This window comes from Actinocorallia sp. API 0066, assembly GCF_020991275.1.
Taxonomy (GTDB): Bacteria; Actinomycetota; Actinomycetes; order Streptosporangiales; family Streptosporangiaceae; genus Actinocorallia.
Window position 1 is genome coordinate 222,586 of record NZ_JAJLQY010000005.1, and the last position, 26,557, is coordinate 249,142.

The 26,557-nt window shown below is 68.8% G+C and carries 25 protein-coding genes and 1 tRNA gene; 13 read left to right on the forward strand and 13 right to left on the reverse strand.

Translation table 11 applies throughout. From position 1 onward, the window contains the following. Nucleotides 1-17: 17 nt before the first annotated feature. The 6 genes from LO762_RS14710 to dapD all read left to right on the forward strand — a co-directional run bounded on the left by LO762_RS14710 (nucleotide 18) and on the right by dapD (nucleotide 5,929). A complete protein-coding gene (locus LO762_RS14710) occupies nucleotides 18-836 on the forward strand; it encodes an ABC transporter ATP-binding protein (RefSeq protein ID WP_230615309.1) in 819 nt (272 codons plus the stop codon). Beyond that, a complete protein-coding gene (locus tag LO762_RS14715) occupies nucleotides 833-1,636 on the forward strand; it encodes an ABC transporter ATP-binding protein (protein WP_230615311.1) in 804 nt (267 codons plus the stop codon). Before LO762_RS14710 ends, LO762_RS14715 begins: the two co-directional genes overlap by 4 nt. Then, the gene (locus LO762_RS14720; RefSeq protein ID WP_230615313.1) at nucleotides 1,633-2,523 is read left to right on the forward strand and encodes a branched-chain amino acid ABC transporter permease; all 891 of its coding nucleotides are present in this window, start codon (nucleotides 1,633-1,635) and stop codon (nucleotides 2,521-2,523) included. The genes LO762_RS14715 and LO762_RS14720 overlap by 4 nt, the downstream gene beginning before the upstream one ends. Then, complete coding sequence (locus LO762_RS14725; protein ID WP_230615315.1) at nucleotides 2,516-3,619, forward strand: branched-chain amino acid ABC transporter permease; 1,104 nt, start codon at nucleotides 2,516-2,518, stop codon at nucleotides 3,617-3,619. Before LO762_RS14720 ends, LO762_RS14725 begins: the two co-directional genes overlap by 8 nt. Beyond that, nucleotides 3,616-4,887: an ABC transporter substrate-binding protein gene (locus LO762_RS14730; protein WP_230615317.1), complete on the forward strand. Its 1,272-nt coding sequence runs from the start codon at nucleotides 3,616-3,618 to the stop codon at nucleotides 4,885-4,887. The genes LO762_RS14725 and LO762_RS14730 overlap by 4 nt, the downstream gene beginning before the upstream one ends. Before the next feature lie 79 nt (nucleotides 4,888-4,966). Continuing rightward, on the forward strand, nucleotides 4,967-5,929 hold the full coding sequence (gene dapD / locus LO762_RS14735) for a 2,3,4,5-tetrahydropyridine-2,6-dicarboxylate N-succinyltransferase (RefSeq protein WP_230615319.1): 963 nt from the start codon (nucleotides 4,967-4,969) through the stop codon (nucleotides 5,927-5,929). A gap of 7 nt (nucleotides 5,930-5,936) precedes the next feature. Here dapD and LO762_RS14740 read toward each other — a convergent pair whose 3' ends face one another. Continuing rightward, on the reverse strand, nucleotides 5,937-7,250 hold the full coding sequence (locus LO762_RS14740; RefSeq protein WP_230615321.1) for a dipeptidase: 1,314 nt from the start codon (nucleotides 7,248-7,250) through the stop codon (nucleotides 5,937-5,939). 147 nt (nucleotides 7,251-7,397) lie between these two features. On the opposite strand from LO762_RS14740, the gene LO762_RS14745 reads away from it, so the two are divergent. Beyond that, nucleotides 7,398-8,105 carry a Clp protease N-terminal domain-containing protein gene (locus LO762_RS14745; protein WP_230615323.1) on the forward strand — a complete coding sequence of 236 codons (708 nt, stop codon included), beginning with the start codon at nucleotides 7,398-7,400 and terminating at the stop codon, nucleotides 8,103-8,105. A gap of 79 nt (nucleotides 8,106-8,184) precedes the next feature. Then, a tRNA-Lys gene (locus LO762_RS14750) sits at nucleotides 8,185-8,256 on the forward strand. A 74-nt stretch (nucleotides 8,257-8,330) separates the two neighbouring features. Here the strand turns inward: LO762_RS14750 and LO762_RS32560 are convergent. Together LO762_RS32560 and LO762_RS14755 are read right to left on the reverse strand one after the other, a co-directional pair. Beyond that, nucleotides 8,331-8,462, reverse strand: a complete 132-nt coding sequence (locus tag LO762_RS32560; RefSeq protein WP_255685936.1) for a hypothetical protein — start codon at nucleotides 8,460-8,462, stop codon at nucleotides 8,331-8,333. Continuing rightward, nucleotides 8,459-8,692, reverse strand: coding sequence for a tyrosine-type recombinase/integrase (locus LO762_RS14755; RefSeq protein WP_374201559.1), 234 nt, complete (start codon nucleotides 8,690-8,692; stop codon nucleotides 8,459-8,461). The genes LO762_RS32560 and LO762_RS14755 overlap by 4 nt, the downstream gene beginning before the upstream one ends. Before the next feature lie 239 nt (nucleotides 8,693-8,931). Here LO762_RS14755 and LO762_RS14760 point away from each other — a divergent pair, with 239 nt between their 5' ends. Then, nucleotides 8,932-9,609, forward strand: a complete 678-nt coding sequence (locus tag LO762_RS14760) for a hypothetical protein (protein ID WP_230615327.1) — start codon at nucleotides 8,932-8,934, stop codon at nucleotides 9,607-9,609. A gap of 4 nt (nucleotides 9,610-9,613) precedes the next feature. Here LO762_RS14760 and LO762_RS14765 read toward each other — a convergent pair whose 3' ends face one another. The 5 genes from LO762_RS14765 to LO762_RS14785 form a co-directional block, all read right to left on the reverse strand. Beyond that, a complete protein-coding gene (locus tag LO762_RS14765) occupies nucleotides 9,614-9,892 on the reverse strand; it encodes a hypothetical protein (protein WP_230615329.1) in 279 nt (92 codons plus the stop codon). A 235-nt stretch (nucleotides 9,893-10,127) separates the two neighbouring features. Further along, complete coding sequence (locus LO762_RS14770) at nucleotides 10,128-10,388, reverse strand: hypothetical protein (protein ID WP_230615332.1); 261 nt, start codon at nucleotides 10,386-10,388, stop codon at nucleotides 10,128-10,130. A 46-nt stretch (nucleotides 10,389-10,434) separates the two neighbouring features. Continuing rightward, on the reverse strand, nucleotides 10,435-11,268 hold the full coding sequence (locus tag LO762_RS14775; protein WP_230615335.1) for a helix-turn-helix transcriptional regulator: 834 nt from the start codon (nucleotides 11,266-11,268) through the stop codon (nucleotides 10,435-10,437). Next, nucleotides 11,261-11,782, reverse strand: coding sequence for a DUF6879 family protein (locus tag LO762_RS14780; protein ID WP_230615338.1), 522 nt, complete (start codon nucleotides 11,780-11,782; stop codon nucleotides 11,261-11,263). The genes LO762_RS14775 and LO762_RS14780 overlap by 8 nt, the downstream gene beginning before the upstream one ends. After that, nucleotides 11,766-11,960, reverse strand: coding sequence for a hypothetical protein (locus LO762_RS14785; protein ID WP_230615340.1), 195 nt, complete (start codon nucleotides 11,958-11,960; stop codon nucleotides 11,766-11,768). Before LO762_RS14785 ends, LO762_RS14780 begins: the two co-directional genes overlap by 17 nt. A 1,221-nt stretch (nucleotides 11,961-13,181) precedes the next feature. Here LO762_RS14785 and LO762_RS14790 point away from each other — a divergent pair. Together LO762_RS14790 and LO762_RS14795 are read left to right on the forward strand one after the other, a co-directional pair. Next, nucleotides 13,182-14,102, forward strand: coding sequence for an alpha/beta hydrolase (locus LO762_RS14790; RefSeq protein WP_255685938.1), 921 nt, complete (start codon nucleotides 13,182-13,184; stop codon nucleotides 14,100-14,102). A 113-nt stretch (nucleotides 14,103-14,215) separates the two neighbouring features. Then, nucleotides 14,216-15,847 (forward strand): ABC-F family ATP-binding cassette domain-containing protein, encoded by a 1,632-nt coding sequence (locus LO762_RS14795; protein ID WP_230615343.1) that lies wholly within the window; start codon nucleotides 14,216-14,218, stop codon nucleotides 15,845-15,847. Nucleotides 15,848-15,927: 80 nt separating this feature from the next. On the opposite strand, the gene LO762_RS14800 is transcribed toward LO762_RS14795, so the two are convergent. Beyond that, the gene (locus LO762_RS14800) at nucleotides 15,928-17,190 is read right to left on the reverse strand and encodes an alpha/beta fold hydrolase (RefSeq protein ID WP_230615347.1); all 1,263 of its coding nucleotides are present in this window, start codon (nucleotides 17,188-17,190) and stop codon (nucleotides 15,928-15,930) included. Nucleotides 17,191-17,250: 60 nt separating this feature from the next. On the opposite strand from LO762_RS14800, the gene LO762_RS14805 reads away from it, so the two are divergent. Together LO762_RS14805 and LO762_RS14810 are read left to right on the forward strand one after the other, a co-directional pair. After that, nucleotides 17,251-18,150: a LysR family transcriptional regulator gene (locus tag LO762_RS14805; RefSeq protein WP_230615351.1), complete on the forward strand. Its 900-nt coding sequence runs from the start codon at nucleotides 17,251-17,253 to the stop codon at nucleotides 18,148-18,150. Nucleotides 18,151-18,241: 91 nt separating this feature from the next. After that, nucleotides 18,242-18,868, forward strand: coding sequence for a hypothetical protein (locus LO762_RS14810; RefSeq protein ID WP_230615354.1), 627 nt, complete (start codon nucleotides 18,242-18,244; stop codon nucleotides 18,866-18,868). 11 nt (nucleotides 18,869-18,879) lie between these two features. On the opposite strand, the gene LO762_RS14815 is transcribed toward LO762_RS14810, so the two are convergent. The 4 genes from LO762_RS14815 to topA form a co-directional block, all read right to left on the reverse strand. Further along, the gene (locus tag LO762_RS14815; protein ID WP_230615357.1) at nucleotides 18,880-20,544 is read right to left on the reverse strand and encodes a S8 family serine peptidase; all 1,665 of its coding nucleotides are present in this window, start codon (nucleotides 20,542-20,544) and stop codon (nucleotides 18,880-18,882) included. An 81-nt stretch (nucleotides 20,545-20,625) separates the two neighbouring features. Then, nucleotides 20,626-21,777 carry a DNA polymerase III subunit delta' gene (locus LO762_RS14820; protein ID WP_230615360.1) on the reverse strand — a complete coding sequence of 384 codons (1,152 nt, stop codon included), beginning with the start codon at nucleotides 21,775-21,777 and terminating at the stop codon, nucleotides 20,626-20,628. 42 nt (nucleotides 21,778-21,819) lie between these two features. Further along, nucleotides 21,820-23,820 carry a dTMP kinase gene (gene tmk, locus LO762_RS14825; protein ID WP_230615363.1) on the reverse strand — a complete coding sequence of 667 codons (2,001 nt, stop codon included), beginning with the start codon at nucleotides 23,818-23,820 and terminating at the stop codon, nucleotides 21,820-21,822. 28 nt (nucleotides 23,821-23,848) lie between these two features. Beyond that, a complete protein-coding gene (gene topA / locus LO762_RS14830; protein WP_230615368.1) occupies nucleotides 23,849-26,548 on the reverse strand; it encodes a type I DNA topoisomerase in 2,700 nt (899 codons plus the stop codon). Nucleotides 26,549-26,557: the final 9 nt, after the last annotated feature.

Consider the following 26,557-nt stretch of genomic DNA (forward strand, 5'->3'; position numbering starts at 1 on the left):
CACCCCTGGGAGCACCATTGGACGCAGCAGCCAAACCGCCGCCCGACCCCGCCGGGCTGCGGGTACACGACCTGGAGGTCGCTTACGGCAGGGTCAGCGCCCTGCGCGGGGTGACGCTGGAGGCGCCGCGGGGCGCGGTCGTGGCCGTGCTCGGCGCCAACGGCGCGGGCAAGAGCACTCTCCTACGCGCGATCTCCGGGACGCTCCGCCACCACGGAGGCTCCATCACCGGAGGGGACATCGCTTACGCGGGCGCTCGGTTGTCCGGCCTCGACGCGGCGGAGGTCGTCGCCCGGGGCGTCACCCAGTCCCCCGAGGGCCGCCGGATCTTCGCGCGGATGACCGTCGCGGAGAACCTGCGCGCCGGCGCGCTCGGAGGCGCGGGGCGCAAGGCGGCCGCAGAGGCACGGGAGCGGGTACTCGACCTCTTCCCTGTGCTGGCCGAACGGGCGGCGCAGCGGGCCGGGCTGCTTTCGGGCGGCGAACAGCAGATGCTCGCCATCGGCCGCGCCCTTATGGCGAGGCCGTCATTGCTGCTGTTGGACGAGCCCACCCTGGGGCTCGCGCCTCTGATGCAGCAGAAGATCGCCGAGACGGTCACCGAGATCAACGCGCAGGGCACCACGGTGCTTCTGGTCGAACAGAACGCCGCCACCGCGCTCGCCCTCGCGTCACACGCCTACGTGCTCGAAGTGGGCGAGGTGGCGATGAGCGGGCCCGCCGCCGAGCTGGCCTCCAGCGACGAGGTGCGCCGCCGCTACCTGGGCGAGGGCGGCCCAGACGACGACGAGGACGACGCCGCGCCACGGCCCGTCCTGACGAGGTGGGCCGGATGACCCCGCCTCCCGTCCCCAGCCTCCTGGTCCGCGACGTCACCGTGCGCTTCGCCGGGCTGCTCGCGCTCGACGCGGTGAGCTTCACCGTCGAGCCGGGCACGATCCACGCGGTCATCGGGCCGAACGGCGCAGGCAAGTCCACCTGCTTCAACGTCCTCTCCGGCGTCTACCGGGCGGCGTCGGGCAGCGTCCGCTTCGGCGACGCGGAGCTGACCCGGCTGCCTACGCACCGGATAGCGGCGCTCGGGGTCGCGCGCACGTTCCAGAACATCGCGCTCTCCCGGCACCTGCCTGTGGCGGCCAACCTCATGCTGGGCCGCCACCGGCTCACCCGCGCGGGCTTCGTGTCGGCCGGGCTGCGGCTGCCCCGTGCGCGCGCCGAACGCGCCGCGCACGCGGCGCGGGTGGCCGAGATAGCCGCGTTCACCGGTATCGCGGGCTGGCTGCACACGCCGGTCGGGCTGCTGCCTTACGGCGTGCAGAAGCGCGTCGAGCTGGCACGCGCCCTGTGCATGGAGCCCCGGCTGCTGCTCCTGGACGAACCGGTGGCCGGGATGAACGGGGGCGAACGGCGCGAGATGGCCCGGCTCATCTCCGCGATCCGGGAGGACCTGGGCATCTCACTCCTTCTCGTCGAACACGACATGGGCATGGTCATGCGGCTCGCCGACGCCGTCACCGTCCTGGACTTCGGCAGGCGCATCGCCGACGGCGCGCCGGACGACGTGCGGCGCGACCCCGCCGTCATCCGCGCCTATCTGGGCGCCGAAGAACCGCTTCGGAAGGAGGAGACGGCGTGACGCACTTCGCCGAACTGCTGCTGAACGGCGTCTCGATGGGCGCCGTGTACGCGCTCATCGCGCTGGGCTTCGTCATCATCTTCAAGGCGAGCGAGGTGGTGAACTTCGCACACGCCTCGCTGCTTCTCGTCGGCGGCTTCCTCGTCGCCGAACTGCACGGAAGGATCGGCTTCCTGCCCGCGCTGCTGGCCGGGGCCGCAGGGGCGGCGCTCGCCGGGGCATTCGTGGAGTTCGCGGTGATCCGCCGGTCCCGTGCCGCCGACCACAGCGTGCTGGCCATCGTGACGATCGGCGTCGACATCATCCTGGCGACCGAGCTGACCCGCAGGATCGGCACCCGCGTCATGGCGATGGGCGACCCCTGGGGAGACGCGGTGCTCCACCTCGGCCCGGTGTCGATCGCCGAGACCCGGGTCGTCGCGCTGATCGTCGCGGGCGCGCTCATCGGAACGTTCCTGCTCGCGTTCAAGCACACCGGCTGGGGCGTGGCCATGCGCGCGGCCGCTGAGGACCACGAGACGGCCGCGCTGATGGGCGTCCGGCTCGGGCGGGTCTCGCTGAGCGCCTGGGCCGTGGCGGGCGCTCTGGCGGCCGTGGCGGCCCTGTTCCTGACGGTGTTCCCCACCCCCGGACTCGACCGCACGACCGGCCTGGTCGCGCTCAAGGCGTTCCCCGCGGCCATCCTCGGCGGCCTCGACTCGACGACCGGCGCGCTCGTGGGCGGGCTCATCATCGGCGTCACCGAGGCGCTGATGAGCGGCTACCAGGGCGAGTTCGCGTTCCTGGGCCGGGGCATCGGCGACGTCGCGCCCTTCCTCGTGATGATCATCGTGCTGCTGTTCAGGCCCGCAGGGCTGTTCGGGACGAGGGAGCTGACCCGTGTCTGAACCCCGCGCCTCCCGGCTCGCCAGGCCCGCGCTGTGGACGGCCGCCGCGCTGGCCGTCGTCGTCGTCCCGTTCTACCTTGAGGCGTTCTGGCTGATGGCCGGGCTGTTCGCGATGTCAGCCGCCGTCGGCGCCATCGGCCTCAACCTCCTGACGGGCGCGACGGGCCAGCTGTCCATGGGCCACGCGTTCTTCCTCGCCGTAGGTGCCTACACGTACGTCCTGCTCGCCTCCGAGCCCGGAAGCCATCTCCTCGGCTTCGGTCTGCCCACGCCGCTCGCGGCGGTCCTCGCCGTCGCGGCGGCGGGCGCGGCGGGCGGGCTGTTCAGCCCCATCGCGGGACGGCTCAAGGGCGCCTACCTCGGCATCGCCACCTTCGCGCTGATCTTCCTCGGCCAGCACGTGCTGTTCAACGCCGAACCCGTCACCGGCGGATACAACGGCAGGGCCGTACCTCCGTTCTCCCTGTTCGGCTTCTCTTTCGCCGACACCCCTGAGCTGGTCGTCCTGGGCGTGCCCTTCGGCTCGCTGGAGCGGCTCTGGTATCTGGCCGTCGTGGTGCTGCTCGCCTCCGGCTGGTTCGCCAAGGGCGTCCTGGCGGGACGTCCCGGCCTCGCCATGAACACCATCCGCGACCACGAGACGGCCGCGGGCGTCATGGGGGTGCCCGTCGCCAAATACCGCGCCGGGGTGTTCGTGCTTTCGTCGATGTACGCGGGGCTCGCAGGGGTGATGCTCGCCCTCGCCTTCCAGCGGACCGTCCCCGAGTACTTCGGCATCATGCTCGCCCTCGACTACCTGGCCATGATCGTCATCGGCGGGCTCGGATCCGTCGGCGGCGCTGTCGTAGGCGCCGCTCTGGTCACGCTGCTACCGCAGGTGCTCACCCGGTACAGCGACGCGCTGCCGCTCGTCGCCCAGCCCGGCACCGGCGGCTTCTCCCCGGCGGAGGCGGCGCGGATCCTCTACGGCTCCGTCGTCGTCGCCGTCGTGCTGTTCCTGCCCGCGGGGCTGCTGGGGCTCGCCCAGCGCGTCCGACGGCGCCTCGCGGGCGCTTTCCCCCATCACCCCTCCACCCCCTCAGGGAGCTCCTCTTGAGCAGGTTCCGTCTCCGCAAGAGCGCCTTCGGCGTGACCCTCGTGACCCTGGTGGCGCTCGCGGCCACCGCGTGCGCCAGCGACAAGGCGGTCGACGGCAGCGTGGCCATCGGCGCCGACGGCGTCAAGCACGGCCCCGGTGTCACCGACGACAAGATCACCGTAGGGCTGATCACCGACCTCACCGGCCCCTACGCGCCGCTCGGCAAGAGCATCAGCCAGGCCGGGCAGCTCTACTACGAGAAGGTGAACGCCGCAGGCGGCATCTGCGGCAGGACCATCGAACCGATAGTCCGCGACATGGGCTACGACGTGCAGAAGACAGTGTCCGCCTACACCGAACTGGAGCCCCGCGTGGCGGCGCTGCCCCAGTTCATCGGCTCCGCCACCGTCGCCGCCGTCCGCGACCGCCTGGAGGCGGGCGGGCCGCTCACCCTCGCGCTGGCCTGGGCGCCCAGCCTCCTGGGCGCCGACTCGATCCAGATGACGGGCACCACCTACGCGGTCGACGTCATCAACGGCGTGGACTTCCTGGTGAAGGAACGCGGCCTCAAGGCGGGCGACAAGATCGGCCACGTGTACGTCGAGGGCGACTACGGCGACGACTCCCTGGCGGGCTCCAAGTACGCGGCGGGCAAGCTCGGCATGAGCGTCGTCGAGCAGAAGGTCAAGGCGACCGACGCGGACATGAGCTCGCAGGTGTCCGCGATGGAGCAGGCGGGCGTCAAGGCCGTCATCCTGTCCACCGCGCCGAGGCAGACGGCGTCGTTCGCGGGCGTCGCGGGGGCCACCGGGCTGAAGGTGCCGCTGCTCGGCAGCAACTCGGCGTTCGCGCCGCAACTCCTCGCCACCCCTGCGGGCCCCGCCCTCCTCGGCGACTTCCACATCATGCAGGCGTCCAGCCCGCTCAGCGCCGACCTCCCGGTGATGAAGGAGATCATCGACGGCTACAAGGCCAAGTTCCCCCAGGACGGCCTCGACAACGGCGTCATGGCGGGCTACACAGGCGCGGTGGTCGTGGGCGACGCGCTGAAGAAGGCGTGTGAGAACAAGGACCTCAGCCGGGCCGGCATCATCGCCGCGCACCGCTCGCAGAGCGCCTGGGACGGCGGGTTCGGCTCCACCATGGACTTCACCGACCCCAAGCAGCCGCCCACCCGTGAGACGTACATCCTCAAGGCCGACAAGGAGGCCGTCGGCGGCCTGAAGGTCGTCAAGGAGGCCGCGGTGTCCGAGCTCGCCGCGTCCTACGAGATCAAGGTCGGCTGACCCCGTGCGGGCCGGTCTCCCTCGGGGGGAGGCCGGCCTTCGCGCTGCGCGCGCGCTTGCATTCACTACCCTGAGGGCCGTGAGCTCTGTAACTTCTTCCGGCGCGCAGGCCGACGGCCTCGCCACCATCGCCGATGACGGCACCGTCCTGGACACCTGGTTCCCGTCCCCCGCCCTTGCCGACGCCCCCGGTGACGCCGGGACGGTCGTCCTTGAAGACGCGGAGGCGGGCGACCTGGCGGCCGCCGTAAGGGCGGACGCGCGGCGCGGCGTGAAGGTCGTCGCCGTGCGCACCACCATCGCCTCGCTCGCGGACGCCCCGAAGGACGCGCACGACGTCTATCTGCGGCTCCACCTCCTGAGCGCCCGGCTGGTCCGGCCGCACACCCTCAGCCTCGACGGCGTCTTCGGGCTGCTCGCGAACGTCGCGTGGACGTCGGCGGGCCCGGTGCTGCCCGAGCGCGTCGAAGCGGCGCGGCTGGCTGTGCGGGCCGAAGGCGGATACCTCGCCGTCTACGGCATCGACAAGTTCCCCCGGATGACGGACTACGTCGCGCCGTCGGGCGTGCGGATCGCCGACGCCGACCGGGTGCGGCTCGGCGCGCACCTCGCCACCGGCACGACCGTCATGCACGAGGGCTTCATCAACTTCAACGCGGGCACGCTGGGCGCCTCGATGGTCGAGGGCCGGATCAGCGCCGGCGTCGTCGTCGGGGACGGCAGCGACATCGGCGGCGGCGCGTCGATCATGGGCACCCTGTCGGGCGGCGGCAAGCAGGTCGTCTCGCTCGGCGAGCGCTGCCTGCTGGGCGCCAACTCCGGCATCGGCATCTCGCTGGGCGACGACACCGTCGTCGAGGCGGGCCTGTACGTCACGGCCGGGACCCGGGTGACGCTGCCCGACGGAAAGATCATCAAGGCGCTCGACCTCTCCGGCGCCAGCGGGCTCCTGTTCCGCCGTAATTCGCAGTCTGGGGCCGTCGAGGTCATCCCGCGGTCCGGGACCTGGGGCGGGCTCAACGAGGCGCTGCACGCCAACTGAGGCCCGCTCAGCCGTAGTCGCGCAGGAACAGCGCCTCCGCGACGGCGAGATGCCTGATCTCCGACGGGTCGACGCTCTCGTCGGGGGCGTGGATGCGCGACGCCGGTTCCGCGACCCCGAGGAGCATGATCTCCGCCTTCGGGAACGCGCGGTGCAAGGCGGGACACAACGGGATCGACCCGCCTTCGCCGCGCGTGACGACCTTCTTGCCATACGCCTCGCACAGGGCCGCCGTCATGGTCGTGTAGGCGGGGCCTCCGGTACGGGCCAGGAAGGGACTCCCGATCCCTTCCGGCTCTATCTCCACCTTCGCGTGGAACGGCGCGACCGCCTGCAGGTGTGCCATCAGCGCGTCACAGGCGGCGCCCGGGTCTATCCCCGGCGGGACGCGCAGGTTGAGGCGGGCGCGCGCGCTCGGCTGGACGGCGGCGGTGCTGCCCACGACGGGCGGGCAGTCGATGCCCAGCACGGTGAGGGCGGGCCGCGCCCACAGCATGTCCGAGACGGTGCCGGTGCCCGCCACCCCGACGCCGTCCAGGACTCCCGCGTCGCGGCGGAACCTTTCGAGCGGGTAGGGCGCGCCGTGCCAGCGCTGGTCGGACTTCAGGCCGCGGATCGTGGTGTTGCCCGCGGCGTCGCACAGTGTCCCCAGCATGTGGATGAGCGCGGCGAGCGCGTCAGGCGCGGCCCCGCCTACCGTCCCGGAGTGCAGCGCGCTCTCCATCGTGGTGACGGTGACGACGACGCCCGCCCGCCCGCGCAGGCTCGTCGTGAACGTCGGGACGCCCACCGCCGTGTTGCCCGTGTCGGCGACGACGACGGCGTCCGCCTCGAAGAGTTCGGGGTCGTGCCTCAGGAGGCGTTCCAGGCCGCCCGTGCCCTGCTCCTCGCTGCCTTCGATGACGACCTTCACGCCGACCCTGGGCTCGGCCGCCCTGAGGGCCGTCAGGTGCATCACCACGTTGCCCTTGCAGTCGGCGGCCCCGCGCCCGTACCAGCGGCCGCCCCGCTCTGTGAGCCGCCAGGGGTCGCTCGTCCAGCCCTCGCCGGGAGGCTGGACGTCGTAGTGGGCGTACAGCAGGACCGTCGGTGAACCTTCCGGGCCCGGCCGGTGCCCTACGACGGCGTGGCTTCCGTCCGGCGTCTCCCGGAGCTTGCAGGGCACGCCCGCCTCGGTGAAGGCGTCCGCCGTCCAGCGGGCGGCCTCCAGGCACTCCTCTTCGGGGAACTGCCTTGCGTCGGCCACCGACCGGAACGCGACGAGTTCCCCAAGATCGCGTTTGGCCCGCCCCATCAGCTCAGCGACCCGCGCTCGCATCATTGCCGTACTCCCCCCGCGACGCCGTCGTCCCGCCCGTACCCCTCCCCTGATCCGCCGAATCCCAGCGCCCGGCCCGGCCGCCACCGTGGAATCTGAGCCGTCAACCTTGAGTTGACGATCGGGCGACGTCAACCTATGGTTGACGACATGAGCGAACCTGCGCAGATCGAGTACCCCATCCGGCTGGACGACCTCATCGCGGCGATCAAGAAGGTCAACGCGCACGAGCTGGAGCAGCTGAGCAACGCCGTCATCGCCGCCGATCACCTCGGCGAACTCGCCGACCACCTCATCGGCCACTTCGTCGACCAGGCGCGCCGCTCCGGCGCGTCCTGGACCGAGATCGGCAAGAGCATGGGCGTAAGCAAGCAGGCGGCCCAGAAGCGCTTTGTCGTCAAGCCCGGCGACGAGCCGCTCGACATGAGCCAGGGCTTCGAACGCTTCACCCCGCGCGCGAAGAACACCCTGGCCGCGGCCATGAACGTCGCGCACCGCGCCGGGAACGCCGAGATCCAGCCGCTCCACCTCGCGCTCGGCCTCCTCACCGAGCCGGAGGCGCTCGCCGCGCGCGCGCTTCAGGAACAGGGCTTCACCCTCGACGCCGTCAAGGAGGCCCTGGAGGCCCGCCTACCTGACGCCGTCCCGGACGCCCCGGCCCTCATCCCCTACGACGCGGGCGCCAAGAAGGCCCTGGAGCTGACGTTCAGGGAAGCCCTCCGCCTCGGCCACAACTACATCGGGACCGAGCACATCCTCCTCGCCCTCCTGGAGTCCGAGGAGCCCTCCGGCCCCCTCCACACCCTCGGCGTCACCAAGGAGGCCGCCGAAAGCCACATCGTCGCCTTCCTCGCCTGACCCCTCCCCCCGGAGCCCTGTCACCGCCCCCGGTTAATCCGCTGCCACCCACCGAGGCGAGATCGGTATGATGCTCGACGGGTCGCTAGCTCAATGGCAGAGCTCCGGACTTTTAATCCGTAGGTTGTGGGTTCGAGTCCCACGCGACCCACTTGCAAGCCGCTGACCTGCGGCCGGATCAAAGAGGGGGGCTTCGGCCCCCACTCGATCCCCACTAGGTGGGGATCAGGCCGCCTTGATCCGGCGGCGGGCCAGCGCCTTACGCGCCTTGGCTCGTCCCTGCTCAGAGGGGTCGGTGTACATGTCGAGCGTGATCGCTGCCTTGCTGTGGCCCAAAATCGACTGGACCGTCTTCACATCCACCCATCCCCGATCAGCAGGGTTGCGATCGTGTGACGAAGCTGATGGGGCGTCAGCTTGATCTCGGCGGCCCCACAGACCTTGTTCCAGCGCCACCGGATGTACTCTCGCGTGATCGGCTTCCCGTCCTCGGTCGTGAAGATCAGCCCCACCCCGCGAACCTCCGTGGTCCGGTTCCGGAACTGGTAGGTCAGTTTGCGACGTACGACAGTGCAACCGGCTACCACGTAGATCCCACTACCGGCGAAGTGCTTAGCCGGGGAAGCTCAGCTGCCTAGAAACCCCTCAGAGGGCCTGAGAGAGCCACAGGCTCACCCATCCATGCCTCTTGCCGACTCAGGCCCCACAGAGACACTCAGGGCTTTCGACCCAATATGCACACAAATGTGCATGCATGCCCATCTTCCCATGCCAAGCCGATCTAGATCACCGGGAACCCGCGCGCCCCTCGTCGAGTCCTATAGGCGTGAACTACACCCTTCATTCCGTAACGCCCCGCACCGACTCCTCAGACGAGGATTCTTCCACCAATGTCACGAGCCACAACGGGCGAGCTTGGCTTATCGTGACAGCAATTGTGGTACCGATTCTCGTGGCACTCTGCACATCTGGTGCTCTCATCGCTGAAAGCAAATCAAATCGAGAGCTCACTAAAGAGCTAGAGGTGATCAAGCAGAAAAATGCAGAGATCGAAAAGAAGAGAGAGGTCTATTTCTCATTCTCCGAAGAAGTGCGGATCTGCATCAGAAGAACTCTACCGAAAGAAAGCGATGAGGCTGAACCCGGCGAACCGACGGCCGTGGACCCAGAATCCCTGCCCGATGATTACGTGAACACACCCGACCCTGCGAAACTTAATCGCGAGCAGTGCACTCGGGTAGAAGCCAAGCTAGATGTGCTTTCTTATTACGCCTCAATTGAAGTGATGGAGAGGTCGACTAAGGTTTGGCGTGCAATCGACGCGGTACATCAAGATAAGCAAACGTGGGGCAGCGTCGTACCAAACTATTCGCACAGGTACCTGCGTAAAGTAGTTAACGATTTGCGATTCTCTATCTGCATGGAGGTATCACCAGCACCAGACGAACAACGCTGCCAAATAAATTCGGACGGATTCGGGCCAGCTCCTGAAATCTTTCCATAGTCAATTAATTCTCGATGACTTCCCCGGCTCGCACGGTGTAGCGGGCTCTGCCTGCCTCCGAGAGCCTGTCGCCATCCTCCACACCATCACGGGACACGAGGATACGCGCCACCTCGTTCACGTCGGCTGCCCATTGCTTGTATGCCGCCGCTACTGGCATAGGCCATTCAAGCAAGAGCATAAGTATCTTGAAATCAAGATCGTAGGCGATCATGAGGCCAAAGAGGTCAAAGAACGACTTCTTCGCCTTCTCCACTGCCTTGTCGAGGTCTGGCTTATTCATCGGCGCACCCAAGCTATCCGCTTAGGGTGGCGGGCTTCTACGGCTCTCATGACCCGCTCTAGGTCCTGGGGATTTTCGGCAGTGATATTCACTGCCTCCGTGGGTATCCAGCACGCACAGGCCCAGAAGACACGATGATAGTCCCCGAAGAGGATGATCCATCCCGGCCATTTAGCTTCAAGCTCTCGGGCTGCTTGCTTTCCTGCTGCGATCCTCTCCGCGAGTTCGGCCATGGCTAAGGAACCTCAGCTGAGACTCGATGGGCAATCCGCTCCACAGCCGATTCAATATGCCGCGCCGGAGCAATGAGAGAGCCAAAAGAGCCGACGAAGAACAGCTCTCCTTCTGCCTCTCGGCAGGTGACAGCCTCTGGCCGTTGCTCAGGGTTCCTGTGGCCAATCCTCAGGAATGTGACGTTGGGTCCTTCGATGAGGTCCGATTCAAGGCCCTTACCTTCAAGGGCCTTCCTCAGCTCCTCAAGGTGTGCTCTCTCCATGCCTCGAAGCTATGAGCGAGATCTCGTCAAGCCAAGTAGTTTCTCGTTACGGAATAAACTTCTCCTGAAGCGCGATCAAGAACCCCCGAGAGTCCTCAGGAGACAAGGCGTAGCCCTCGAATGTCGAGAACAGTTCTAGGTGATAGCTAACGTCGCGGGGATCTCTCATGACGACTGCACCGCCGAACGTCTCAGCTGTGGCTAGAGATTCGTCGTAGACTGTGAAGGTGTTCAGAGGCCCTTCGGGAAGCAGCGTTTGACCAAAGGAAATAACTCGCACCTCAATATTCGGCAACGCTGCCAGCGTGGCAATTCTGCCAAGCTGCACCATCATCACAGACGGCTCGCACAGTGGCCAGCGCAAGGCAGCCTCCGTAAGCACAAACACGAACCGCTTACTTTGGTCATACAGAATGCTCTGACGCTCAAGTCTTCGAGCGATGGCCTTTGAGTGATCCCCTGGGATGGTAGCAAGGCTTGCCTTAGCATATTCCGGGGTGTGCAGAAGTCCGGTAATCATCGTCGGCAGGAAGAACCGGATATTCGAAGCGCCAGCTTCGATTGAAGCTAGTTCACTCTGCCTATGGTGCAGACCCCTTCGAAGAGAAGATCGCAGACCCGAGAATTCAGTATTCGCCAAGCGGGCAAGAGACACCACTTTTTCAACTACGTCCGCCGGGGCATTCAATGCCCCTAGGATTCGCTCCACATCCATCAGGGATGGAAGGACCCTACCCGTCTCGATCTTCGATATCTTAGATTGGCTTATACCGCAACGCACAGATAGCCGGTCTCCCGTGAGACCGGCCTGCCTGCGTAGATCCCTGAGATACAGGGCAAGCTCGTTCTTCTGCTGCCCTAGCTGTTCTGGCTCAAGCACTTCCTTGCCAGTACTCCAAGAATGGGACTGCGCCGTGTAGAGCAACATCCCGATAGCGCCGGTACATCTCTATGTCCGGCTTGCCTATTAGTTCCCGGCCTATCTGTGTTCCGTCGGGCCGGTAGAGCATTCTCACGACTGATTCTTCATCGAACATCCAGAAGTCATGATCTGGCAATCCTGGGTTCGGCTTGCCTGTGAGATCGAGAATGCGGATGTCCTCTCCTGATCTGACATTGAAGGCATACCCCCATTCGAACTCATACTTCAGATAGTCGGAGAGCGGCTGCTCTACTACGTGAACCCGCTGAATGGTGCGGCCTGTCCGAGCCGCATTGGCCACCTTGTCTAGCCATGGGTAATGCAGGTCCTTAGGGGGCTTCTCTCCCGCTTTAAAGCGCTCGAACTCCTCTTGCTCATCCGGCATCGTGTAGACCTGATGAAGTTCAAGCCGGAATGCCGACTCCTTAAAGTCGGCTGTGTAGCGGGACCACTCTCTACCCTCCAAGTACACGGGCAGCCTCCAGAATCATCGAGACCGGGATCTGAATTGCGGCCTCTCCGTCCGGCGTGGTGATGTCCGGCCTCACATATCCCTGAATGGGAACCATCCCATCCTGAGGGGCGAACACCTTCGGGCAGTCATCGCCCTTGCAGTCGCTCACGATGACAGCAGGGTTCGTGTTGTCCATCGCGTCCGTCTCCTTCTCTTTTTGGCTAGCTACTACGGAGGACGCTAGGCGTAGACAGTCCCATGGTCAACGGTCAGCCAAATATTCTTGTCTTGGAATAATGATCTTGTTGCATGGTTGCTCCGATGCAACATGGGTCCTCTACGGGTATCTACCGGGGAACAGCCAAGCGGCAGAACCCCAGGCCGTACAGGGGGAAGCTAGGGATCCCGGACGGGGTTCGCCATGAATGCTTGGTCGATTACCCCACGGGGGTATTTTATTTTACAGGCTTCTCAGGAGGTTGAGACCGACAAACCCTCCCTGTCACATCCCGCCCACTCCACGTGCGGGGGTGGGGGTCTCTAACCGCTGAGACAGCGCCCCACAAAATCCCCACCCGATCCCCACGAAGGGGACCGAAGCAGCCTCCACGGCTCCGAACTAGACCGAAGTCCTAGAGCACGCGAATCAAGGTCTGACCTGGGAGAACTAGGGCTGTTCGGCAATAAGCCGCATTAGGTGACAGACAACCGAAAACCCCCCTCCTTAATCCGTAGGTTGTGGGTTCGAGTCCCACGCGACCCACCAGAGCGGGGTCAGCCGACAGAGGTGACGGCTGACCTGCGAGAACACACTCGACCCGCCGAGCTTGGCTGACTCCAGCCGACGCCACGTGCGCTCGCCGTTTCACCGTGGTTTCACCAAGGGCCGGCTGTGCCGGGGCGAATCTCAGCAGGTCAGAGCCTTGAGAGGTCGCTGTGGCGCCTCGGACTGTCCCGCAGGGCGTTGAGGACCAGGGTCGTCCACTTGTCGCTCAGCTTGTCGGGCAGGCGCCGCGAGGGGCATCCGGCAAGGCGGTGCGCGGGTTCGGCGCCGAGTGGTTCGTGCCGTGTGGCGCCGACCTCGCCGCGGAGGTGCGCCGCCGCGGCCCCGGCAGGCTCGGCCTGGTGCCCTGACGCCTTTCTCGACGCGTTTCGCGGAAGGGGGTCCAGGAATGGCCCATTGTGGGCGATGGAGGTGTGTGTGAGTGTTGATGACGTAGCCGACGAGACGGTTCGCGTATCGCGGCTGACAAATTCAGCAAAAGAACCGGGAATACGGGGACGGCGGTCTTCAACGACGCTTCATGCGCGTGCCGCCCGGCGGGCTTCACAGCATGATTGTGTGTTTGACCTGCATAGATGAGCGCAGAGCGCAGGCCGACCTCGTCCCGGAGCACCCTGGGGAGTGATCACCAAAATGGAGTCCGTGCGCTTCAAGAACCGGTCCGCCGACGTGGCGGCGGACCTTCGCGTCCCGGCGGGATTCGACGCGAAGAAAAAGTATCCGGCCATTGTCTGCGGCCACCCGATCAGCAGCTGCAAGGAGCAGACGTCCGGCCTGTACGCCGAAAGGCTCACCGCGCTGGGATATGTGACGCTGACCTTCGACGCGTCCTTCCAGGGCGAGAGCGGAGGCGAACCGAGGTACCTGGAGGACCCCGCTTCCCGCGTCGAGGACTTCCGGTGTGCTGTCGACTACCTCGTCACGCTCGATTACGTCGACGAGGACCGCATCGGCGTCCTGGGCATCTGCGGCGGCGGAGGCTACGCCGCGCACGCCGCGATGACCGACCACCGGTTCAGGGCCGTCGCCACCGTCGTGGCCGCGAACTACGGGCGGATCATGCGGGAGGGCGGCCTGACCCCGCACGCCGCGACCGACGCGCTGGAGGCCATCGGCAGGCAGCGGACGGCCGAGGCCCGCGGGGCCGAACCGCAGATCACCACCTACATCCCCAACTCCACCGAGGAACGGGAGAAGGCGGGTATCAGCGACATCGACATCGTCAACGCCGTCGAGTACTACCGCACTCCGCGCGGGCAGAGCCCGAACTCGCCCAACAAGCTGCGGTTCTCCGGGCTTGAGGCGGCGTTCGGCTTCGACGCCTTCCACCTCGCCGAGGTCCTGCTGACGCAGCCGCTCCAGGTCATCGTCGGCGACGTGCCCGGCGGGTTCGGCTCCTACCGCGACGGATTCGAGCTCTTCGACCGGGCGCGCTCGGACCGGAAGGACATCTTTGTCGTCCCGGGCGCGAGCCACTACGACCTGTACGACAAGCCCAAGTACGTCAACCAGGCGCTCGACAGGCTCGAATCCTTCTTCGGAGAGAACCTGTAGGAACATCCGCTTCGCACCGATCAGCCCCGCTCCGTCCCTGGCGCGGGGCCGTCGCGCGGAGTTGTCCACAGGGGTGTCAACGAGATTTTTGGCGGGCGGGTAGCGTTCCGGGCATGAGCGCGACGATCGTGGTGAAGGGGCTGGCGGCCGGGCACGGGGACAGGGCGCTGTTCGCCGGGCTCGACCTCGTGGTGGCGCCCGGCGACGTCGTCGGGCTGGTCGGGGCGAACGGGGCGGGGAAGTCCACGCTGCTTCGGACGCTGGCGGGCGAACTGCCCGCCGAGGAGGGCGACGTGCGCGTCAACCCGCCGCACGCGACGGTCGGGTACCTGCCGCAGGAGCCCGAGCGCAGGCCGGGCGAGAGCGTGCGGGCGTTCCTCGCGCGGCGCACCGGCGTGGCGCGGGCGCAGGCGGAGTTCGACGCCGCCACCGAGCGGCTCGGGGCGGGCGCGCCCGGAGCCGACGAGGAGTACGCGACGGCCCTGGAGCGGTGGCTGTCGCTCGGCGGGGCCGATCTCGACGAGCGGGCCGAGGAGGTCGCCGCCGACCTCGGGCTCGCCGTGGGGCTCGACCAGGAGATGGCGTCGCTGTCGGGCGGGCAGGCGGCGCGCGCGGGGCTGGCGAGCCTCCTACTCAGCCGCTACGACGTCTTCCTCCTCGACGAACCCACCAACGACCTCGATCTTGACGGCCTGGAGCGGCTGGAGAAGTTCGTCACGTCGCTGCGCGCCGCCACCGTGCTCGTCAGCCACGACCGCGAGTTCCTCGCCAGGACCGTCACCAGGATCGTCGAACTCGACCTGCACCAGCAGCAGATCAACGTGTTCGGCGGCGGCTACGAGTCCTACCTGGCCGAGCGGGAGATCGCGCGGCGGCACGCGCGCGCCGAGTACGAGGAGTACGCCGACAAGCTCGACACCCTGAAGGAGCGCGCCCAGCTACAGCGCAACTGGATGGACAAGGGCGTGCGCAACACCCGCCGCAAGGCGCCCGACAACGACAAGATCGGCAAGCGGCACCGCGCGGAGACGAGCGAGAAGCAGGCGGCCAAGGCCCGGCAGACCGAGCGGGCCATCGAACGGCTGGACGAGGTCGCCGAGCCGCGCAAGGAGTGGGAGCTGCGGATGGAGATCGCCGCCGCGCCGCGCTCCGGGGCCGTCACCGCCACCGCGCGCGGCGTCGTGGTGCGCCGGGGCGGCTTCACGCTCGGCCCGGTCTCGCTGGAGGTCGGCTGGGCCGAGCGGATCGCGATCACCGGGCCGAACGGTTCGGGCAAGTCCACCCTGCTCGCCGTGCTCCTGGGCCGTCTGGCGCCCGACGAGGGCACCGCCTCGCTGGGGCCCGGCGTCGTCGTCGGCGAGGTGGACCAGGCCCGCCGCCTCTTCGAGACGGGCGCCCCGCTCCTGGACGCCTTCCGCACCCACGTCCCCGACCTCTCGCCCGCCGACGCCCGCACCCTGCTCGCGAAGTTCGGCCTACGCGCCCACCACGTCACCCGCCCCTCCGCCACTCTCTCCCCCGGCGAACGCACCCGCGCCGCCCTCGCCCTGCTCCAGGCCCGCGGCGTCAACCTCCTGGTCCTGGACGAACCCACCAACCACCTCGACCTCCCGGCCATCGAACAACTCGAATCCGCCCTCGCCACCTACCCGGGCACCCTCCTCCTCGTCACCCACGACCGCCGCATGCTCACCACCGTCCAAACCACCCGAACCCTCCACCTCACCAACGGCACCCTCACCTGACCTCCCACCCCACGCCCGACAGCCAACCGCACCGCCCAGCTCCGACCACCACGGCCTCGGATCGCGCTTGGGGGTGGGGGTTAGGAGTGGAGGAGGGTGAGGAGGTGGGTGAGGACGGTGGGGGTGGCGCGGAGGGCGTCGTGGGCGTGGTCGGGGGTGAGCCAGGGGCGGAGGTTGGGGATGTGGGCGGCGGTTTCGAGGGACATGTCGGTATCGACGTACATGTCGTGGGTGTAGATGGCGGCGACGACCGGGACGGTGTTGTGGGCGAGGGCGGCCGGGTCGTAGAGGGCTGGCCAGTCGGTGTGGGCGGCGAGGGCCTTGGCGGCGGGGCGGAGGGGGGCCAGGGCGGCGTCCTCCTCAAAGAGCCAGGGGTAGATCATCTCGCCGGTGAAGCGGAACGGCGCGGAGCCGTCGAACTCGGGGAACTCGGCGCGGACCCGCTCGGCGGCCCAGCGGGTGGCCGTGCCCTGCGCGTAGATCGGCTCGTGCAGGAGCGCGTACAGCGGGTGCTCGGCGAACGAGATCTTCGCCTCGATCCGGCGGAGGAAGACCTCCGAAAGCGTGGAAGGCCCCGCAAAAGCCTCCTCCAGCAGGTAGTGGAGGTCGTCGAACTCGGCGTGCGTGCCGAACCCCATGCCCGCCGTCTGGAAGCGCCGCACCGTCAGCGGCTCCCCGGACGGTAGCCGGACGTCCTCCTTACGCAGCACCTCGGCGACGCGTAGGGCCAGTTCCTCATCACCCGGATAGCGGGCGAAGAACCTCTCGTTGTGCTCCAGCACGCGCGGATAGGCAGCCCTGTAGACGTCGTCCGCGGTCGCCGTCAGCGAGGGGAGACCGCCGGTGATGATGACCTCGTTGAGGCCGTCGGGGAAGAACGACAGGTAGGTGGTCGCGCAGAAGCCGCCGAAGCTCTGCCCGAGGACGCTCCAGGGCCGTCCGCCGGTGATCCGGGCGCGGACGAGTTCGGCGTCCCTGACGATCGCGTCGGCGCGGAAGAGGCGGAGCCGGGCGGCGGGGTCGGGCACGTCGGCGAGGGTCTGGCGGGTGAGCGGGTGGCTGCGGCCCGTCCCGCGCTGGTCGAGCAGGACGACGCGGTACTCGCGCGCGGCCCGTTCCACCCAGGCGGGCAGCCCGCGCGGCGCCCGGTGGCCGGGGCCGCCCTGCAGGTACAGCAGCCACGGCAGCCCGTCGTGCGCGCGCGACTCGGCGACGATCTCGCGGGCGAAGAGCGGGATCTGCTCCCCGCCGGGGTCCGCGTGGTCGAGGGGAACCTCAAGAAGATGATCGATCAGCACATACCCGGAATGACGGTGGATCACCGATCCGCCCTGTCCTGTCATCGCTCCTGAGCACCCATCTGTGATGTGTATATTTTTCAGGTTAATGGAGAAGGGCAGGTCATGCAGCTTGAGCTAAGGCATCTGCGGACGCTCTGCGCGATCGCCGACGCCGGGAGCCTCAGCCGCGCCGCCTCCGCCGTGGGGGTCTCCCAGCCCGCGCTCACCTCCCAGCTGCACCGCATCGAGGAGACGCTCGGCGGCCAGCTGTTCCAGCGCGGCAGGTTCGGGGTGCTGCCTACCCCGTTCGGCCAGTTCGTGCTCACCCGGGCCCGCTCGGTGCTGCTGACCGTCGACGAGCTGATCTCCGGGGCGTCCGCGCCGGAGAACCGGGCGACCCTGCGCGTCGGCGGGTACGCGACCCCGCTCCTCACCGGCCTCGTGCGCCGCCTGTTCGCCGAGCCGGAAGCCTCCATCACCGTGCACACCGAGTACTCGCCGCGTCTCCTACTCGACCTCTTGGGTGCGGGCCGCCTGGACGCCGCCGCTATCGTCGACTACCCGGGATACGAGCCGCCGGTCCCTTCTTCGGTCGAGATCAGACCGATCGCCGTAGAACCGATCCACGCGCTGCTTCCCGAGCACCACCCTCTGGCCGACCTGGCGGAGATCGGCCTGGCCGACCTGTCTGACGAGGACTGGGTGCTCACCCCCTCCGACGGCGTCGGATGGCACGAATACGTGTACGCCACCTGCGAGGAGAACGGCTTCACCCCGCGCGTCCGGCACATGATGACCGAGCAGCCGATGACCCGCTCGCTCGTGGCCGACCACGGCGCCGTCACCCTGTGCCAGGCGACGGCCCTGGAGACGCCCGGCGTCGTCATCAGGCCGTTCAAGGGCTCCCCGCTCAGGCTGCGCCACGTGGTCGCCTGGCGGACCGACGGGCCGCTCGCGCACCGCGCCGGGGAGTTCGTGGCGATGGCCGTCGCCGCGCACGAGGAGGCTTCCCGCCGCTTCTGACGCGGTGTCCCGGCCCCGACGGGACGGGGCTCCCTGTCCGCCCGCCCAGCGCGCGCGGCAGCCTTCTCCTACGGGGAAGGAAAGGAAGACCATGAACATCGGACGGGGCCTCGCGGTCCTGCTCTGCGCGGGCCTGCTTACGGGCTGCGCCTTCCAGGTGGAGCCGAGGCAGTCCACCGGGCAGTCGACACCGGGCAAGACCGACGACCGCGACGGCCAGAGCCAGGGCGAGCAAGGCAGGACGCCGCCCAAGAGCACCTCAGGCACGCGACGTGTTGTGCTCGCCGACCCGGCGGGCGGCCTCCCCCTCATCAAGGACAGCGGCGGCCTCTCTGACGTGCCCTTCGATCCGGGCGAGATACGGCAGAACATGAACCTGGTGATGGGCAAGTACCTGCCTCCCACCGGAACGGCTGCCGACGCCGTCCTCGTCGTCGCGGTGGACGGGGTGCCGGAGGACGCCTCACAGCGCCGTGAGCACCTCTGGCGCGGCCTGCTGGACATGATCGGCTGGACCGAGGGCGCGTCCGCCGGGACGTTCGACGCGGGCCCGCTGGGCGGCTCCGTCGAGTGCTTCCTCGCCTCGCTCGCCGAGACCGGGCAGGCCGTCTGCGGCTGGGCCGACGCCTCCACCGCGGGCGTCGCGCTCTTCCCCAACAGCGACCTGCCTACCGCGGCCCGCACGTTCACGGCCATGCGCGCCGACCTGGAGCGGTGACGACGGGCCTCCTACTCGACGGCGTCACGGGCGTTGATGACACCCGCGCCGAAGAAGCCGTTATCGGAGAGGGTGCCTTCACACGTCTGGGTGGAGGTGTGCTCCGCCTCGCCGAGGTTCCACCGGTAGGTGTAGGTGGCCGGGACCGGGCAGGCCGTAGGGACGGACGTCGCCACGAGCCGCTTACGGACCTCAACCGGGTCGAGCGTAAGGCCGCCGTGCACGGGGTCGGCCTGGCCGTACCTGCTGACGATGAGGGCAGCCACCCCGGCGGCATGCGGCGCGGCCATCGAGGTCCCCTGGAGGGAGGCGTAGTACGCGCCGCCTTCCTTCACCACATACGGGACGGCCGGAGTGCCGTCGGCGCGGATCGTGCCTCCGGCCCGTCCCACCTGCTCCGGGTAAGCGGCCCAGACGCCTATCTCGTCGTCGACCCTGCCGTCGGGCGTGTCCACCTTGTCGCCGCCGGGCGCCGCCACGGCCACGTACCCCAGGCCGTAGCTGGAGTAGTACGCCTTACGTCCGGTGATACCCGTCGCCGAGACCGGGATGACGTGCTCCCCCTCGGAAGGCTGGGAGACGCAGGAGGGCGGCACCCTGCGCTTGCGCGGCTTCTGGCCGGGGATGGAGGCGAAGTTGGGGCTGGCGTTGTCGATGATGGCCCTGGTGTAGTCCGACTTGTCGTTGCCCGCCGCCGCTATCAGCGTCACACCCTTGCCGTGCGCGTAGCGCAGCGCCCGGTTGACGGCCTCGATGACCGTCTTCTGCTGGAGCCGCTCCTCCGGCGTCGCCGTGGGGTCGTCCGGGCAGTTCCAGGCCCAGGGGTCGAGGTAGTAGGACATGTTCACCACGTCGATGCCGTTGTCGGCGGCGTAGACGAGGGCGTCCAGGGTGGGCTTGAGGAAGAACTGGCCGGAGTCCTGGCCGGTCCGCAGGTTCACGATGGTCACGTTCGGCGCCACACCGGTGATCCCTACGCCGTCGTCGGGTGCGGCGATGGTCGAGGCGATGTGGGTGCCATGTTCGTTCTCGTCCACGTCGGCGGGGTCGTGGCACGAGCCGTCAGGGTCGGTCGCGCACTCGCCGTCGATCGTCACGCCGTTGGCGTCGCGCGGCATGTCGACGGTGAAGTTGCGGCTGAGCGCGCGGTCGAAGTTCGGCGCGATGTCGGGGTGCGAGGCGTCGATGCCGGTGTCCATGACGCCCACGAGGACGCCCTTGTCGCCCTTGGTCAGCGCGTGCGCCTCCGGGGCGTTGATCTGCTTCATGTCCCACTGGCGCTCGGCCACGGGCTTGACGGGCCCGCTGGAGCCCGTCGCGGTCGGCTCCGGGGCGCGGACGGACTCGGCGGCGTCGCCCGAGCGGCCCTCCTTGGGCAGCGCGGCGACGGGACGGTTGGGGGCGGCGCCCGCGAGGTCCTGGGAAGCGATGACGTCGCCTACGAAGCGCGTACTACTGGTGAGGACGGTCGCGAAGCCGATCGCCGTGTTCTCGGCCGTGACAGCCCCGCCCGCGGCCGTGACGGCCGCGCGCGCACGGTCCAGCGGCACCCCCGCGCCGTACAGGACGAGGAACTCACGCTCGCCCGGCGTCCCCGGGCCCGCCTGCGCGGGCGGACTGATCAGGGTCGCGGTGACGGCGGCCACCGCGGTTGTGGCGGTGAGTACGCGCCGCATCGCACCTCCCGAAACGGGTTCCTTCCCAGGACGCTACAGACCGTGGTCTTCGCTGGGCTCCCCGCGCGGGTATCGGAAGGGTCAGCCGGTGCGCAGCTCCATCATCAGCGCCTCGACCGCGAGCAAAGGATTGACGTTCGCTGCGAGCCGCTCCCGGCAGGCCATGATCGAGTCGAGCCGTCGCAGCGCCCCCTCCGGCGTGATCCGGCGGGCCTGGTCGCCGAGCTCGCGGGAGCGGTCGCCGTTCACCAGCGGCACGCGCGCGCCGAACTGGAGCGCCAGCAGATCCCGGTAGAAGGACGCCAGATCGAGCAGGGCGCGATCGAGGGCGTCCCGCTTGATCCGGGTCGCCCTCGACTTCTGGCGGTCCTCCAGATCCTTCAGAGCGCCCGCTGTGCCGCGCGGCATCCTGCCCTTGGCCGACTCGCCGAGCGCCTGGCGCATCGCGGCGGTCTCGGACTCGTTGAGCTGCTCGCTCATCGCCTTCGCCTCCTCCTCGGCCGTCTTGACCAGGGATTCGGCGGCGAGCGCGGCGGGCCCGACGGCCGTCAGGCGGGCCGGGACGGCAAGGACGTCGGCGCGCCGCGCGCGCACGGACGGGTCGCCGGCCAACTGCCGGGCACGCGCGATGTCCCCTTGGGCGGCCTGCGCGCACACACGGGCGAGTTCCGGTTCGACGCCGTCGCGCTGGACGAGCAGCGCCGTCACGTCCTCGACGGGCGGGGTGCGCAGGGTGACGAGGCGGCAGCGGGACCTGATCGTCATCACAAGGTCGTCGGGCGAGGGCGCGCACAGCAGCCACACCGTCTTGGGCGGCGGCTCTTCGATCGCCTTCAGCAGCGCGTTGGCAGCGGCCTCGGTGGCCCGGTCGGCGTCCTCGAACAGCACGATCTGCCACCGGCCGCCGCTGGGCCGCGCCGCCGCCCGCAGCACGAGTTCACGCGTCGCCCGGACGGAGTAGGACAGCCCCTGCGGCCTGACGACCTCCAGGTCGGCGTGGGTGCCCGCGAGGACCTGGTGGCAGGCGGCGCAGTAGCCGCAGCCCGCGGGCTCCTCGGTGCACTGGAGGGCGGCGGCGAAAGCCGACGCGGCGGCCTCCCGGCCGGAGCCGGGCGGGCCGGTGAACAGCCAGGCGTGGGTCATACCGCCGGTGCCCTCGCGCGCCGCCGCGACCGCCGCCTTGAGCTGCGCGACGACCGGCCGCTGGCCCACCAGATCGTCGAACACCGTCACGTCCGCCAGGCTAGTGCACGGCCAGCGCGCGCGGGGTCGGCCTCATGCGTCGGTGATAGCGGGGAACGTGGAGGTGATGTCCTCCGTGGACGCCGGGACGGGGTCGGGCAGGATCGCCAGCACCTTCTCCTGGATCTGCCGGGTGATCTCGGACTGCGCGAGCGCGGCGTCCACCACGAGGTACCTTTCCGGCGCCGCCTCGGCCAGCGCCCGGAAGCCCCGCCTGACGCGCTCGTGGAAGTCCTGCGGCTCCGACTCGATCCGGTCGGCCGGAGAGGCGAACCGCCCCAGGCCGAGGGTAGGAGGCACGTCGAGCAGGACCGTCAGATCAGGGACGAGCTCTCCGGTCGCCCACTCGTTGACGGCCCTGATCTCCTCCACCGGCAGCTCCCTGCCGTAGCCCTGGTAGGCGAGCGTGGAGTCGACGTACCTGTCGGTGATGACGACCGAGCCGCGCTCCAGCGCGGGCCTGACGACGGCGGCCACGTGCTGGGCGCGGTCGGCGGCGTACAGCAGGGACTCGGCGCGGTCGGACAGCGCCGTCGTCTCACGGTCCAGCAGGATCGCGCGCAGCCGCATGCCCACCTTGGTGGCGCCCGGCTCGCGGGTGGTCACCACGTCGAAGCCGTTGTCGCGCAGCCAGATCGCCAGGAGCCGCGACTGGGTGGTCTTGCCCGCGCCCTCGCCGCCCTCGAAGGCGATGAACAGGCCGCGCTCCTTCTTCTTGCCCGGGGTGGGCGGTACGTAGGCCACGCCCTGCAGCGCACCATACAGATCCGCCTTGAGCGGGATGCCGCGCCGGTCGTCGGTGAGGCGGAAGGCGGCGAGCCCCGCGAGCAGCGTGAGGACGGCTCCGATGAGCAGCACCTCGGCGGCGCCCTGCACGGTGTAAGAGAGGTCACCCAAGGCGAGGAGATGGCTTCCGAGCGCCCCGGCCGCCAGCGGGGCGAGCACCGCGCAGACCGTCAGGACGACTCGCACGAGCGACCGCAGATAGGACGACGTCCTCTCCTGGAGGTCGTCCCGGATCTCCTCCGCCACGATCGCCACAGCCGTCGCGCCCGCCACGCCCGCGCCGAACCCGACGAGGCCGGACAGCACGAACAGCGCCACCAGCTCCTGGATGAGCGCCGCGGGGACGAGCGCCAGCGCCGTCGCCAGGACGGCGAGGCCGAAGAGGCGGCGGCGGCTCAGGTCGCGCAGGATCCGCGGTCCGAGGAACATCCCGGAAGCAAGCCCGAGGAAGACGGCGCCGAAGAGCATCCCGTAACCGGCGTCGCCCGCCTGCAGGGCCGCGACGGTCGGGCGGAGCACACCGATAAGCAGGCCGCCCGCTACCGACACCCCGGACAGCCCGATGATCAGACCCCGGACAAGCGGCGTGCCTCCGGCGTACTTCCAGCCGTCCAGGATGCGCCCCGGCAGGGACGGCACCGTAACGGGATGCCTGGACGCGCCGACCCTGAGCGTGAACACCACGACCGCACCCGCGAGGAACACCCCCGACGTCACGTACAAAGCCAGATCCGGACCCGGAAGCAGCCACCGCGCGAGCAACGCCACCACGGCGAACACAAGGCCCGCGACCGGAGCGGTGCCGTAGACCGTCCACACGGCGACGCTCCGGGCCCGCGGGTACAGCTTCGGAGGCACGGCCGCCGGGACCGTGGCGTCCTCGGCGGGCCTGCGCAGCAGCGAAGCCAGCTCGACGAGGAAGGCAGCGGCGAACACCCACTCCAGACGTCCCACGAGCGGCACCGAGAGCAGCAGGCCGAAGCGCGCCACGTCCGTCGCGAGCATGACCACCCGGCGGTCCAGCCGGTCCACGAGCGCACCCGCAAGCGGGCCGAGCAGCAGCACCGGCAGCAGCGTCGCGGCGAGCACTCCGGCGACGGCGTAGGCACGCGTCGCGTAGGAGCCCGCGAGGGCGTGCGCCATGGCGGTGAGCGCTAGCAGGCTCAGCCAGGTACCGAGGCTGGACAGCGTGACCGCGATCCACAGCCGCCGGAAGGGCCCGACCGACAAGACGCCCGGATTGTTCATGCCAGTGAGGGTATCCGGGCCCGTGTCCCTATGCCTGCGACTTGGCCCTCGTTGTGGGCTTCGCCTTGGTGGTGGTCTTGGCCGCCGTCTTGGGCTTGGCCGGGGCCCGCTTGCGCGCCGGCTTCGGCCCCGCCGCGGCGACCTTCTCGCGACGTTCGGCCAGCAACTCGGCGGCCCGCTCGATGGTGATCGCCTCGACCTCGTCGCCCTTGCGCAGCGACGCGTTGGTCTCGCCGTCGGTCACGTACGGGCCGAAACGGCCCTCCTTGACCGTCACGGGCTTGCCGGAGACCGGGTCGTTCCCCAGCTCGCGCAGCGGCGGCGCGGCGGCCCTGCGGCCCCGCTGCTTCGGCTGGGCGTACAGCTCGCGCGCCTCGTCGATCGTCACCGTGAAGATCTGCGCCTCGGACGTCAGCGAGCGGGAGTCCGTCCCCTTCTTCAGGTAGGGACCGAACCGCCCGTTCTGCGCGGTGACGACCTCGCCGTCCAGTTCGCCGACGACCCTGGGCAGCGACATCAGCTGGAGCGCCTGCTCCAGGGTGATCGTGTCCAGTGACATGTCCTTGAACAGCGAGCCTGTGCGCGGCTTGGGCGCACCCGCCTTCTTGCGGCCCGACGCCGTCGTGGTGAGCTCCTCAGGCAGGATCTCCGTCACGTACGGCCCGAACCGCCCGTTCTTGGCGACGACCTCAAAGCCCGTCTCCGGGTCGCGGCCGAGCACCCGGTCGCCGCTGGGCTGGGCGAACAGCTCGTCGGCCTTCGCCTTGTCCAGCTCGTCGGGGGCGAGGTCCTCAGGGATGTTGACGCGCTCGCCGTCACGGTCGAGGTAGGGGCCGTAGCGGCCTACCCGGATCATCGTGCCGGGATCGTCCTTCACCGGGAAGGACGAGATCTCCTTGGCGTCGATGTCCCCGAGGTCGCTGACGAGCTCCTTCAGGCCGTGCTCACCGTGGTAGAAGCGGCGCAGCCAAGGCACCCGCTCGGCCTCCCCGCGCGCGATGGCGTCGAGGGACTCCTCCATCTGCGCGGTGAAGTCGTAGTCCACGAGGTTGCCGAAGTGCTTCTCCAACAGTTGCACCACGGCGAACGCGAGGAACGCCGGGACAAGGGCGGTGCCCTTCTTGAACACGTACCCACGGTCGAGGATGGTCGCGATGATCGAGGAGTAGGTGGACGGCCGCCCGATCTCGCGGTCCTCCAGCTCCTTGATCAGGGACGCCTCGGTGTACCGGGCGGGGGCCCGGGTCGTGTGGCCCTCGGCGGTGAGCGCGCGCGGGTCCAGCGCGTCGCCCTCGGCCAGCACGGGCAGCCGCGACTCCTGGTCGTCGGTGCCCGACTCGGGGTCGTCGGCGCCCTCGACGTACGCCTTCAGGAAGCCGTGGAAGGTGATCGTCCGGCCCGACGCGCCGAACTCGGCGGCCTCGCCGTTGGACGACTCGCCCACGATGCGGACGGAGACCGACTGGCCCGCCGCGTCCTTCATCTGCGACGCGATCGTCCGCTTCCAGATCAGCTCGTACAGCCGGAACTGGTCGCCCGTCAGGCGCGTCTCGGCGGGCGTCTGGAAGGTGTCGCCCGCGGGGCGGATGGCCTCGTGCGCCTCCTGCGCGTTCTTCACCTTGCCCGTGTAGACGCGCGGCTTGTCCGGCACGTACTGCGCGCCGTACAGGGCGCTCGCCTGGTTGCGCGCGGCGGCGATGGCCGTCTGGGACAGCGTGATGCTGTCCGTACGCATGTAGGTGATGTAACCGTTCTCATAGAGCCGCTGCGCGATCTGCATCGCGTACTTGGGCGAGAACCCCAGCTTGCGGCTCGCCTCCTGCTGCATCGTGGTGGTGCGGAAGGGCGCGTACGGCTTACGCGTGTACGGCTTCTGCTCGACGGAGGTGACCTTGAAGGGACGTCCCTCCAGGCGGGCCGCAAGGCCGCGCGCCGTCTCCTCGTCCAGCTGGCGGGCGTTGCCCTTCACCTTGCCCAGCGAGGTGAAATCACGGCCCTGGGCGACCCGCGTGCCATCGATAGAGACGAGCTTGGCCGTGAAGAGATTCGGCTCCTCGTCCCTGCCCGTCCCGAGATCGGCGGAGATGTCCCAGTAGTCGGCGGGCACAAACGCGATGCGCTCCCGCTCCCGCTCCACCACCAGGCGCGTCGCCACCGACTGGACCCGGCCCGCCGAGAGCTTCGGCATGACCTTCTTCCACAGGACGGGGCTCACCTCGTACCCGTAGAGGCGGTCGAGGATACGACGGGTCTCCTGCGCGTCCACAAGCTGCAGGTTCAGCTCACGCGTGTTGGCTGCCGCCGCCCGGATGGCATCGGGGGTGATCTCGTTGAACACCATCCGGTGCACCGGCACCTTCGGCTTGAGGACCTCGCGCAGATGCCAGGCGATCGCCTCGCCCTCGCGGTCCTCGTCCGTCGCCAGGAAGAGCTCGTCGGCCTCGCTGAGCAGCTTCCTCAGCTTCGCGACCTGCTGCTTCTTGTCCGAGTTGACGATGTAGACCGGCTCGAACTCGTGGTCGACGTTCACGCCCAGCCGCCCCCACGGCTCGGCCTTGTACTTCGCCGGCACCTCGGCCGCGTCCGCGGGAAGATCGCGGATGTGACCGATGCTGGACTCGACCACGTAACCCTTGCCGAGGTAGCCCGCGATCGTCTTCGCCTTCGCTGGCGACTCGACGATCACCAGGCGGGTGACTCCCGACCTGCTGCCGTTACTGGCTGGCACAGCTCTCCG